Origin of the sequence: Paraburkholderia sp. BCC1885, assembly GCF_900996235.1 — a bacterium.
GTDB lineage: Bacteria > Pseudomonadota > Gammaproteobacteria > Burkholderiales > Burkholderiaceae > Paraburkholderia.
Map to the genome: position 1 here is coordinate 25,068 of NZ_CAAJGM010000241.1, position 12,010 is coordinate 37,077.

Genomic DNA, 12,010 nt, shown 5'->3' on the forward strand with positions numbered 1-12,010 from the left:
GCCCGTGAAGTCTGCGCCAATATCGAATATGCTTCAACACGGTATGCACACTGGCTCGCCGAGGCCATTGCATCGCACCCGATTGATTCTCGCTGACTCGCCTAATTGCAAAATCTGCCTTACTCACAGGAGCATGACCATGGACTATGTGAAACTCGGCCGCACCGGCCTCGACGTCTCCCGGCTTTGCCTCGGTTGCATGAGCTACGGCGCATCCGATCGCGGCACCCATGAATGGACCTTGAGCGAAAGCGACTCGCGCCCGTTCATCAAGCAGGCGCTCGATCACGGCATCAACTTCTTCGATACCGCCAACGTCTATTCCGACGGCACCAGCGAAGAGATTGTCGGCCGCGCGCTGAAAGATATGGCCAAGCGCGACGAGATCGTGCTGGCCACCAAGGTCCATGGCCGCATGCATGCCGGCCCGAATGGCATGGGCCTGTCGCGCAAGTCGATCATGGCGGAAATCGACGCCAGCCTGAAGCGTCTCGGCACCGACTACGTGGACCTGTATCAGATCCACCGCTGGGACTACACCACGCCGATCGAAGAAACCATGGAAGCGTTGCACGACGTGGTGAAGGCGGGCAAGGCGCGATATATCGGCGCCTCGTCCATGTATGCGTGGCAGTTTTCCAAGGCGCTGCATGTGGCAGAGCAGCACGGCTGGACCCGTTTCGTGACGATGCAGAATTACGTCAATCTGCTGTACCGCGAAGAAGAACGCGAGATGCTGCCGCTGTGCGAAAGCGAAGGCATCGGCGTGATTCCCTGGAGCCCGCTCGCGCGCGGCCGGCTGACGCGCGACTGGAACACCAGCAGCGCCCGTTCGGAGACCGACGAATTCGGCCGCACGCTGTATGCGCAAACCGAAGACGCGGACCGCCGCATCGTCGAACGGGTTGGCGAAATTGCCGCCAGCCGTGGCGTGCCGCGCGCTCAGGTTGCGTTGGCGTGGGTGCTGCAAAAGAGTGCGATCAGCGCGCCGATCGTCGGCGCAACCAAACTGCATCACCTCGATGACGCGGTTGCGGCGCTCTCGCTCAAGCTCAGCGAAGATGAAGTGAAACGGCTCGAAGAACTGTACGTGCCGCACGCGGTGACGGGTTTCAAGTAAGCGCTTCGCCGCCGCGCGCGATCGACGGGCCTCGTCAAGGCATCAAATCACAGATGTGAAGCGGCCCGTTGATCGTGCGGCACTTCCGGTTCGAAGAACACCCAGCGGACCTGCGGAAAGGTGGCCTGCAAATCCGCTTCCACCACGTTGATGGCGTCGACCATCGCGCGGCCGCTGGGATAATCGATCATCTCCGCCTGCACCGCGACCACCACGTCGCGGCCCCACTGGAGCGTGATCATATTGACGATGCTGCGGATTTCGCTGCGCGCGAGCAGATGCGCTTCGATGGCACGCCGCACTTCCGGGCCGGCCGATTCGCCGACGATCATCGACTTCACTTCGCGCGCCACCAGCCACGCAATCACCATCAGCAACAAACCGACGCCGATCGAACCCAACGCGTCGAAGGCCGGATTACCGGTGATCATCGTCAGCAGCACGGCGACAAAGGCAATCGCCAGACCCGCCAGGGCGGCGATATCCTCGCCCGCCACCACCAGCAGATCCGATTCGCGCGTTTCGCGAAACCAGCGCCACATGGTCTTGTCAGGATGCGTCTTGCGAATTTCCTTGAGCGCCCCGCTCAAGGAAAACGCTTCGAGCACCACCGAAACGCCCAGCACGGCCAGCGCCACATAGGCATGCGACAGGGCTTCGCGCGCAAACAGACGATGCACGCCCTCGTACACGGAAAACGCGCCGCCGACGAAGAACAGCAGCAAGGCCACCAGCAACGAATAGAAATTGATCTCACGGCCCGCGCCCATCGGATGCAGCGGACTGGGCGGCTTGCGCGCCTCGCGCAAGCCGAATAGCAGCAGGAGCTGGTTGCCGCAATCGGCGGTGGAGTGAATCGCTTCGGCAAACATCGAACCGGACTGCGTGAAGGCCGCCGCGGCGAACTTGCACACTGCGATTCCAAGGTTGGCGGCGAGCGCGTAAAAAATGGCCTTAGGCGATTCCTGGTTGTGCTCGGCCATTTACGCGACCTCGACACGCGGCGCGCCGTCGCGCATTTCACCGATCACCGTCGCTCTATCGAAACCGTCCGCGCGGAAAATCGCCAGCACGCCATCGACGGTATCCGGCGCGCAGGACACCAGCAGGCCGCCCGAGGTTTGCGGATCGGTCAGCAACGCCTGGGCCACCAAAGGCAGTCCATCGGCGAGACGGACGTTTTCGCCATAGGAAGCCCAATTGCGACCCGATGCTCCCGTGACCACACCCGCGGCGGCAAACGCTTCGACGCCCGCGAGCCACGGCAGATCCGCGTAACGCAGATGCGCGCTGAGTCCCGCGCCGCGCGCGAGTTCCAGCGTGTGGCCAAGCAGGCCGAAGCCGGTGACGTCGGTCAGCGCATGCACGCCGGCCAAGGCCGCGAGATCCGTACCAGGGCGATTGAGTTGGGTTGTGTTCGCAATCATCGCCGCGTAGCCCGCGTCGTCGAGCTGGTTTTTCTTCAGCGCCGCGGACAGCACGCCCACCCCCAGCGGTTTGCCGAGCACCAGCACGTCGCCGGCTTTAGCGGCCGCGTTACGCTTGATACGCTGCGGATGCACGAGGCCCAACGCGGCCAGGCCGTAAATCGGTTCGACGGAGTCGATCGAATGACCGCCCGCCACAGGGATGCCCGCCTGGGTGCAGACATCTTCGCCACCGCGCAACACGGCCGCGATCACATCGTGCGGCAATACGTTGATCGGCATGCCCACGATGGCGAGTGCGAGGATCGGCTTGCCGCCCATCGCGTAGACGTCGGAGAGCGCATTGGTGGCTGCGATACGGCCGAAATCGTATGGATCGTCGACGATCGGCATGAAGAAATCGGTGGTGGCGATAATCGCCTGCTCGTCGTTCAGACGGTAGACGGCGGCATCGTCGGCGGTTTCGGTCCCGACCAGCAGGTCGGGGAAAGCCGGCAACGGCACAGCGCGTTTGAGCAGGTCGGAGAGGACGCCGGGCGCAATCTTGCAGCCACAGCCGCCGCCGTGCGAGAGACTCGTGAGGCGCGGCACAGCAGGATTCGAAGCAACGTGATCGGTCATGGCGGTCGGGGCGCGGGAATCTGGCGCGCGTTAAGAGTGAAAGGCAATAGTCGGTATTATGGGCAATCCTGGGCCCAGACGTCCAACTGTCGCCGCGCCGTCCCGTCACGACGGCTGGCCGGCAGCCTTTCAGCAAACCTCAAGCCCGCTCCAGCAAGGTCATTTCTCCCACGATCACCAGCAGCACGGAGAGGCTCGCGCCGCCCGACGCGCGCAAATCCGCCAGCAGACGCGCATAGCGTTCGAGCGCCGCCACCCGTTGCTCGCGCCATGTTTCGATCAGTTCATCCGGCGACGCTCCGTCTGCCGCGCCCGTCAACACGCTCGTCGTCAAGGCCCGCTTTAGCCGCGCCAACTCGGTGAGCGCGGCCGCGCGGGCCAGCGTGTCCCAGTGCGTCGGCGTGGGCAGCGCATTGGCGCGCTCGCTGATCCAGCCGTCGTTGAGCAGCGTGCCGAGCGTGAAATACACGCCCGCGACCCGTTCGAGACTCTTGCTGCACGTAGCCGCCACCTCGGCGATATCGAGCATCGACGCGGATATCTCGCCGCTCGCCACGCGCACCGCCAGTTCGCTGTCCACGCCCGCGTCCACCAGAATGCGCTGTCGCTCCGACAAGGCTTCCAGATTTTCGGCCGGCAACAGCGCCGGCCATTGCGACGCCAGCCGCTGGGCGGCATCGCGACAACGCGTCAGCAGGTCCGGCACGTCATTGACCGCGCCGGAATGCAGTTGGCGCAGAAACCACAACGCCGCGCGCTCGACGAGCCGCGCCACCTCGACGAACATGCGCGCCTGCACGTCGTCGGCCACGCGGTTATCGAGGGCGTCGATGCTGCGCCACACGTCGTCGAGATCGAACACGTCGCGCGCCATGATGCAGGCCCGCACGATCTGGCCGGGCTGGGCGTCGGTCTCCTCCATCAGGCGGTGGATGAATTCGCAGCCCACCCGGTTGATCAGCGCGTTGGTCAGATACGTCGCAAGAATTTCGCGCCGCAGTGGATGGCGCTGCATCGGTTCTCGAAAGCGCTGCCGCAGCGGCTTCGGGAAATAGTCGATCAACATGCTGCTTACCAGCGGGTCTTCCGGCATGTCGGATTCGAGCAGCGCATCGTAAAGCCACATCTTGCTATAAGCCAGCAACACGGCTCGCTCCGGCGAGGTCAATCCCTGCTTCGCCGCCAGCCGTTCGGCGATTTCTTCGTCGGTGGGCAAAAACTCGATCACGCGATTCAGCCGCCCGGCCCGTTCGAGCCAGCGCATGAAGCGCGTCTCCGCATCGAACAGTTCGACGCTGTAGCGCCCGGCAATCGAAAGCGCCTGGGTCTGGTAGTAGTTGTCCTGCAACACCAGCAGACCGACTTCATCGGTCATGTCGGCGAGTAAGGCATTGCGCTGCTTCTCGGTCATCTCGCCGTCGGTCACCACGAGACCCAAAAGAATCTTGATGTTTACTTCGTGATCCGAACAATCGACCCCGGCTGAATTGTCGATTGCATCCGTGTTGATACGTCCACCGCGCAAGGCGAACTCGATGCGCCCCAGATGCGTGAGCCCGAGATTGCCGCCCTCCGCCACCACTTTGCAGCGCAGATCCGCGCCGTTCACGCGCAGCGCGTCGTTAGTGCGGTCGCCAACCTGCGCGTGCGTCTCGCGGCTCGCCTTGACGTAAGTGCCCACGCCGCCGTTGTAGAGCAGATCGACCGGCGCCTGCAAGATCGCGCGAATCAGTTCGTTCGGCGCGAGCGCGGCGGCGTTGATGCCGAGCACGGCCTGCATCGCCGCCGAAACCGGAATCGTCTTGGCCGTGCGTGGAAACACGCCACCGCCGGCGGAGATCAAGGCAGGGTCATAGTCCGCCCAACTCGAACGTTCGAGGACAAACAGGCGTCCGCGCTCCGCCAGACTGGCGACGGGATCGGGTTGCGGATCGAGAAAGATATGCCGATGATCGAACGCGGCCACCAGCCTGATATGCGGCGACAACAACATGCCATTGCCGAACACGTCGCCCGACATATCGCCAATCCCGACCACGGTAAAGTCCGTCGCCTGGGTGTCGACACCCATCTCGCGGAAATGCCGCTTCACCGACTCCCACGCGCCGCGCGCGGTAATGGCCATTTTTTTGTGGTCGTAGCCGACCGAACCGCCCGACGCAAACGCGTCGTCGAGCCAGAAGCCGTATTCCTGTGAAATGGCGTTAGCGTAGTCGGAGAACGTCGCTGTGCCTTTGTCCGCTGCGACCACCAGATAGGGGTCGTCGGGGTCGTGCCGCACGACGTCGGGCGGCGGCACGATTTCATTACCCACGCGGTTATCGGTCAGATCCAGCAGACCGCGCAGGAAGGTCTGATAGCAGTCGACACCCTCGCGCAGCCACGCTTCGCGCTCGCCAGGCGGCGGTGGATTCTTCACCACGAAACCGCCCTTAGAACCGACCGGCACGATCACCACGTTCTTCACCATCTGCGCTTTCATCAGGCCCAGCACTTCAGTGCGGAAATCTTCGCGCCGGTCGGACCAGCGCAAACCGCCGCGCGCCACCCGTCCGCCACGCAGATGCACGCCTTCGACGCGCGGCGAGTACACCCAGATCTCGAACATCGGCTTAGGCTCGGGCAAACCGGGCACATTGGCCGGATTGAACTTGAACGACAGGTACGGCTTCGGCCGCCCTGCCTGATCCAGCCGATAATAGTTGGTGCGTTCGGTGGCCTTGATGACGCCGAGAAACTGGCGCAGGATGCGGTCCTCGTCGAGATTCGGCACCTGGTCGAGCGCGGTGTCGATCCATTTAAGCAGCAGTCCTACACGAGCCTCGCGGCTCTCACCCACGGCCGGATCGAAGCGCGCCAGGAACAGTTCGACCAGCTTGCGGGCAATCGCCGGATTGCCCGTCAACGCGCGTTCGATATACGCGTCGCTGAAGGTGGAGCCGACCTGCCGCAGATATTTCGCGTAGGCGCGCAAAATCGTCACCTCGCGCGCGGCAAGCGGCGCCCGCAGCACGAGCCGGTTGAAGTCGTCGCTTTCGATCTCGCCGGTCCACACCTGCTCGAAGGCGTCTTCGAAGAAGCTCTTCACGCGTTCGATGTCGAACTCCGCGTCGTCCGCGAGTTCGAGACCGAAATCGTGAATCCACGCCGGGGTGGCATGGTGCGTTTCGATCAGATACGGCCGCTCTTCATCGACGCGCACGCCCAGATGCTCGAGCATCGGCAAACTGCGCGACAAGGCAATCGGTTGTCCCGCGCGATACACCTTGAAGCGAAATGCGCGCGGGCCGGATTCGATGGGCCGATACAGGTTCATCGCAATCCGCTCGCCGCCCTGCAGACGCTCGATCAGTTCGATATCGCGCACGGCCGTGCGGGCCGGATAATCGTCACGATAGCCGGCCGGAAACGAGTCCGCGTATTGCTGTAGCAGACGGTTGCCCTGCTCTTCGCCGAAGGCATCGAGCAGGGCGTCGGCGAGATCGTCCTGCCAGCGGCGGGTCACCTGCACGAGGCGCGCTTCGAGTTCGCGGGTGTCCACGTCGGGCATCGCGCCCGGTTCGGCATGGACGACGAAATGAATCCGCGCGAGAGGCGACTCGGATAGCAAAGGCGTAAATTCGACGCTGGCGCCGTTGAACGCTTCGGTCAACAGATGGGCGATGCGGCGCCGCAAGTCGGTGTTGTACTTGTCGCGCGGCACGAACACGAGACACGACACGAAGCGGTCGAAGCGATCGCGCCGCACGAATAGCCGCGTGCGCTGATGTTCCTGCAAACGCAATACGCCGAGCGCGATGTCGTAAAGCTGGTCCTCTTCGGCCTGGAACAATTCGTCGCGCGGATAGGTTTCGAGCACCGTCACCAGCGATTTCGCCAGATGCCCCTTCGGCAGGAAACCGGCGCGCCGCACGATGTTGGCGCACTTGCGGCGCACGATGGGAATTTCCGCCGCCGACACGAAATATGCCGTCGACGTATACAGGCCAATGAAACGCCGCTCGCCGATGGTCTTGCCATCCGCACCGGTCAGCTTGAGACCCACGTAGTCGAGATAACCGGGCCGATGCACGGTCGCGCGCGAGTTCGCCTTGGTCAGAAAAATCGGCGAGGCGCCGGTGATGATCTGCGCAGCGGCAGCCGGCAAGGGTGTGACGTCGGCCGCGCCGACCGGCCGCAACGCATCGCGCAGAATGCCGAGGCCCGATTCCGGCAGTGCCCGCAAACCGAAGCCCACGTCATGTGAAACCAGTTCGTAATCGCGCTGACCCAGAAACGTAAAGTGGTTATCCACCATCCATTCGAGGAAGGCCCGCGCTTCCGCACCGTCGACGCCGGTTTCGCTCGCCCGCATATCCTTGATCGTGGCGCGCGCAATCTCGACGATCTTCGGCCAGTCTTCCACCGCGGCGCGCACGTCGCCGAGCACTTTTGCGATATCGTCGCGTAACGCGTCGAGCCTGGCGGCGTCGCCGCAGCGGTCGACTTCGAAGTGAATGAACGAGGCCAGTTGCGATTGCGTGTCGCCGGTGTCTTCGGCGCCTTGCCCGACGCGCACGATACTGCCGTCGGCGCCGCGCCAGATGCGAAACACCGGATGCACCACCGAATGCAGCGCAAGGCCAAGACGGTTGACGGCCATCGACACCGAATCCACCAGGAACGGCATGTCGTCGTTGACGATCTCGATGACCGTGTGATCGGAATGCCAGCCGTGCTGTTCGAGGATCGGGTTATAGACGCGCAGCCGTTCGCTGCCAGGCACGAAACGCTGCGCCGTTTGCCAATGCGCGAGCGCGGCGCCATACAGGTCGGCGATCGCGCGGCTCTGCAGATCGTCGGTGTCGACGAAATCGTAGTAGCGCCGCAGAAAAGGTTCGACGATGGAGAATGCCGGCTGCGGCAATCGCCCACGCGCGAATTCGACGACGTCGTTCAGCAGGTGCGCAACGGATTCTTCGTTCTTCGCTTGCATGATCTCCTCCACAACGGGCGGCAATCGACTGCATCGTTAGAAGAGAATTATGCGCCCGATAGTTGAAAGTCAATGTGCATCCGCACATCGACTCTCAACCTGACGTGCTGCCAGGCGGCAGGCCTCCGCCGGATCGCCCTAGCCGAGGAACACGTATTCGGCGGTATACGGACTGCGGCCTTCCTGTCCCTCCTGCGTGCAAGCACCGGTGGGCGCGACGCCGCCGTGTGTGTTGAGGCGTTGCACATAATGCACGTTGGCGAGCATGCCAGGCCCCGCGGCGTTGGTGGCGCGCAGCAGCAGTTGCGGGATGCTGCCCGGCATGTCGGTGCTCGGCGCCTGTTGCAGAACCTGGCCGGTGATCTTGCTGCCATCCGCCGCAGCCCACGAGGGGCCGGCGCTATGCGTGACGATCAGTTCGCCCGATGCGTCGTACAGTTCCGCGCTCGGCGCCTTGAAAGACCACGACAACTGCCGGTTCGCATCGAGCTTGCACACGTAGATCTGCGTGCCGCTCGCCTTGAGCGCGGCGATTACATGGGTCGCTTCGCTGGGAGTCAGCGCCGCGGGCACCGCGCTCTGCGCGAACGCGCTGCCAGGCACGACAGCGGCGCAGACGAGCGCGAACGACGCGCCGCATAAAACGCGCGCCAGCGAGCGGCGCGAGGCAAAACGTGAAGACATGCAGGATCTCCTGGTGGGTCTGGATGAAGCGGAGTGTGCTCGGGGTGTCCTGTTACGGCCAGCGACGATGTTACGGGTATTGATCAAAGCGTGCAGCGCGGGGCAAAACACGCGGTTCACAGCGCGCGGTTCATAACACGCTTCACAACACGGGCTTCACAACATCTTCCCCGCGGCGTCCGGCGCATCCACCCGCGGCAACCATGCGGCTACCGCATTGCTGGTCCACTGCGGATCGTCGTGCGGCAAGTCGTGGCCGGCCCATGGATGCTGGAGATGCGCCGCGCCCCATGCCGCCGCCAGCCGCGCTGAGCAAACCGGGTTCACCAGCCGGTCCGCAGCCGACGACAGAATCAAGGTCGCGCAATGCGGCACGCTAGCGCCCGCATTAAAACGCGCCGCCGCCCATAACTGGCGCAGCGCATTGGCGCGGCTCACCGGTGCGCTTGCGCGAATCGCGCTCCATGCCGCGAGATCGTCCGCGCGTCCTGCAGGATTATTGCAGGTCAGGCGGTGGATGACGGCCTCCGCTTCGCGTCCGCTTCGCCAGTTGCGCGCCGCGCCCAGCAGCGCGAGCCACGCCTGCGGACGCAGCCGCTCGGTGATGCCGCTAAACGGCCGCATGCTCGTATTGATGAGCACCAGCCGTTCGATCTCGCCGGGATAGCGCTGCGCCCAGGCGGTAGCCACCATCCCTCCCAGCGACATCGCCAGCACCCTATAGGGACCCGGCACGCTGCTCTGCGATAACGCGAGCCGCACGAAACCCACCATCGACGCGACATCGGCAGGTGCACGTTGATCGACGAGCGCGCCGTTGCCCGGCAGGTCGAGTTGCAACAGGCTATCGGTCTCGACGGCGTCGTGCAGAATCGACGGAAAGCGGCCCCAGTGACGCGTTTCGCGTGTCAGCCCGCGCAACAGGACCCACGTGCTCATGCGCCGGCCGCCCGATACCAATGCTCGATGGCGTTCTGCAGCAATTGCTGACGGCGGCTGCCCTGTGGCAGCCAGCGCTGCGACGCAAACGCGGCGCGCGTGAGGAAATCGAGCAGATTCGCATGACGCCGCAAAACGCGCGCGGTGCGATGCGCTTTCACCGGATTGAACATGCCCTGGCGCGAAAACAGTTGGCGCGGATTCTTCTTGATCCACAACCATGAACCGAGTTCGAGCGTCATGGGCAGGAACACGTTTTCCGCTGGCGCGCGGTCGTATGCGCAGTCCCATAGATCGCCGTGCAGCAGATATTGATGACTCTGCGGCTCGAACGCATAACCGTGATGCGGATGCGCGCGCTCGAACATGGTCTTCAGCATGTACATTTCCGGCAGATGCGGCATCAGCTTGCGGGTGCGCGCATACGGAAACCAGATGCTGTCGCTCCAGCCATAGCCCGAGTGACAATCGAGCGCGAAACTCAACGGCCGCGAGGCCAGTTCGTTGTCCACCAGCTTCAGGAGCGCCGCGGCCTCGACCTCCATGGGTGCGCCGCGCCGTCCGCGATACCACGGCAGCCATGCGCCGAGGCGCTGGCCGCCCGCCAGCAGAGGCACGCGCGCGTCCGCATTCTGCGGAGCATTGCGCATCAGGTCGACGCCGTTCGGATTGGCGCGCGTCGCCGCCCACATGCCGCCTGGATTGCAGATGGGCATAAAGATCAGACGAATCGACTGTAACTGCCGCACCAGCAATTCGTCCCATTCGAGCCGCGACAGAAGCGAGCGCATGTAATCGAGCACGAGCTGCGTACCGATGCGCTCGAGCCCGTGAATGCCGCCGAAAAAGCCGATTGCCGGCGCCTGCGGGTCGCTCGAACCGATGCTCGCTGTCAGCACCGGAAAGGTCCTGCCGTGAACCCGCGCTTCGCACAGCGTGCGAATCTCGAAGTTGGCACTGCCGGCATCGAGAATCGCCTTTAAATCCTCGTACTCCGCAAAGCTGTCCGGTAGAAAGCTAAGAGCCTGCATGGTGACGCCGGGTGGATAAGCAAGGTTATTGGGGACGGCACGCGTGACTTCAGCAATATAGCCTGTCGCGGTACATATTAGATGACGACATGTGCATTCCACGGCTTGCGTCACACGACTGACATATTTCAGATCATTCAAGGCTCCGCGTTCCGGCACGCATTTTCATAAACATATAGTCGTCTAGACGTTGAGATACCTTCACTCAACCGTCACAGAGCGTTCCTAAAATGTCCCACACTTTCCGGCACTTGCTGGATGCCTCAACAGGACAAGCATGGAAGCAATCCGTATCGAGCGGTTGAGCAAGACGTTCAGCAACGGCCGCAAGGCGCTCGACGAAATCGATTTGCGCGTCGCGCCCGGCGAGATGGTGGCGCTGATCGGCGCGTCGGGCTCGGGTAAATCGACGCTGCTGCGGCACATTGCGGGCTTCGCCGTCTCCGATCCACAGCCGTCGCGGATTGCGATTCTGGGCCGGCCGATTCAGGAGAATGGCCGTCTCGTGCGTGAAGTACGGCGGATTCGTCGCGACATCGGCTTTGTGTTCCAGCAGTTCAACCTCGTCAACCGGCTTTCCGTCGAAGCCAACGTGCTGATCGGCGCGCTCGCACGGCTGCCGTTCTGGCGGCGCATCACCGGCCGTTTTCCTCGCAGCGAACGCGCGCTCTCGCTGGCGGCGCTCGGTGAAGTCGGCATTGCGGAACATGCGCGCGAACGCGCGGCGACGCTCTCCGGCGGCCAGCAGCAACGTGCGGCGCTGGCGCGTGCGCTGGTGCAGCGCGCCCGCATCGTGCTCGCCGACGAACCGATTGCCTCGCTGGATCCGGAATCGTCGCGACGCGTCATGGACATGCTGCGCAACCTGAACCGCGACCACGGCCTGACCGTGCTGGTCTCGCTGCATCAGGTGGACATCGCGATGCAATACTGCCCGCGCACCGTCGCCCTGCGGCGCGGCAAGGTCGTCTACGACGGACCGTCCGCCGCGCTCACGCCTGCCCTTCTGCAACAGCTTTACGGTGACGAAGCCCGAGAACTGCTGGAAGAACCCGCCAGCAGCGACGCCGCGCTGTCACCTCAGCAGGCCACCCCACCCGATCCCACGAATCCGGACACGGACGCGCCCAGCCCGCAACAACGTTACGCATTTGCCCTGGACCCGGCGCGCCTCGCCTGATCCGTGATTGCCCATATACGCCGCATCGCACTT

8 protein-coding genes are annotated in these 12,010 nt (G+C 63.6%); 2 read left to right on the forward strand and 6 right to left on the reverse strand.

Annotation, left to right across the window (positions count from 1 at the left end):
* The first annotated feature begins 139 nt into the window (after positions 1-139).
* Positions 140-1,120 (forward strand): aldo/keto reductase, encoded by a 981-nt coding sequence (locus tag FQ755_RS30400; protein ID WP_144159808.1) that lies wholly within the window; start codon positions 140-142, stop codon positions 1,118-1,120.
* Between the two features lie 47 nt (positions 1,121-1,167).
* On the opposite strand, the gene FQ755_RS30405 is transcribed toward FQ755_RS30400, so the two are convergent.
* The 6 genes from FQ755_RS30405 to FQ755_RS30430 form a co-directional block, all read right to left on the reverse strand.
* On the reverse strand, positions 1,168-2,103 hold the full coding sequence (locus FQ755_RS30405; RefSeq protein WP_144159811.1) for a cation diffusion facilitator family transporter: 936 nt from the start codon (positions 2,101-2,103) through the stop codon (positions 1,168-1,170).
* The gene (selD, locus tag FQ755_RS30410; protein WP_144159815.1) at positions 2,104-3,168 is read right to left on the reverse strand and encodes a selenide, water dikinase SelD; all 1,065 of its coding nucleotides are present in this window, start codon (positions 3,166-3,168) and stop codon (positions 2,104-2,106) included.
* Positions 3,169-3,307: 139 nt separating this feature from the next.
* The gene (locus FQ755_RS30415) at positions 3,308-8,143 is read right to left on the reverse strand and encodes an NAD-glutamate dehydrogenase (protein WP_144159818.1); all 4,836 of its coding nucleotides are present in this window, start codon (positions 8,141-8,143) and stop codon (positions 3,308-3,310) included.
* 138 nt (positions 8,144-8,281) lie between these two features.
* Complete coding sequence (locus tag FQ755_RS30420) at positions 8,282-8,827, reverse strand: DUF3455 domain-containing protein (protein WP_144159821.1); 546 nt, start codon at positions 8,825-8,827, stop codon at positions 8,282-8,284.
* A gap of 156 nt (positions 8,828-8,983) precedes the next feature.
* On the reverse strand, positions 8,984-9,766 hold the full coding sequence (locus tag FQ755_RS30425; protein WP_144159824.1) for an alpha/beta fold hydrolase: 783 nt from the start codon (positions 9,764-9,766) through the stop codon (positions 8,984-8,986).
* Positions 9,763-10,797, reverse strand: coding sequence for a M14 family zinc carboxypeptidase (locus FQ755_RS30430; protein ID WP_144159827.1), 1,035 nt, complete (start codon positions 10,795-10,797; stop codon positions 9,763-9,765). The genes FQ755_RS30425 and FQ755_RS30430 overlap by 4 nt, the downstream gene beginning before the upstream one ends.
* Before the next feature lie 277 nt (positions 10,798-11,074).
* Between FQ755_RS30430 and phnC the strand changes: the two genes are divergently transcribed.
* Entirely contained in the window at positions 11,075-11,977 is a 903-nt protein-coding gene (phnC, locus tag FQ755_RS30435; protein ID WP_144159830.1) for a phosphonate ABC transporter ATP-binding protein, read from the forward strand.
* Positions 11,978-12,010 lie beyond the last annotated feature (33 nt).

Bases quoted from the DNA above. Each gene is read 5' to 3' on its own strand.
- FQ755_RS30400 (WP_144159808.1), top strand. From the start codon at position 140: ATGGACTATGTGAAACTCGGCCGCACCGGCCTCGACGTCTCCCGGCTT.
- FQ755_RS30405 (WP_144159811.1), bottom strand. From the start codon at position 2,103: ATGGCCGAGCACAACCAGGAATCGCCTAAGGCCATTTTTTACGCGCTC.
- selD (WP_144159815.1), bottom strand. From the start codon at position 3,168: ATGACCGATCACGTTGCTTCGAATCCTGCTGTGCCGCGCCTCACGAGT.
- FQ755_RS30415 (WP_144159818.1), bottom strand. From the start codon at position 8,143: ATGCAAGCGAAGAACGAAGAATCCGTTGCGCACCTGCTGAACGACGTC.
- FQ755_RS30420 (WP_144159821.1), bottom strand. From the start codon at position 8,827: ATGTCTTCACGTTTTGCCTCGCGCCGCTCGCTGGCGCGCGTTTTATGC.
- FQ755_RS30425 (WP_144159824.1), bottom strand. From the start codon at position 9,766: ATGAGCACGTGGGTCCTGTTGCGCGGGCTGACACGCGAAACGCGTCAC.
- FQ755_RS30430 (WP_144159827.1), bottom strand. From the start codon at position 10,797: ATGCAGGCTCTTAGCTTTCTACCGGACAGCTTTGCGGAGTACGAGGAT.
- phnC (WP_144159830.1), top strand. From the start codon at position 11,075: ATGGAAGCAATCCGTATCGAGCGGTTGAGCAAGACGTTCAGCAACGGC.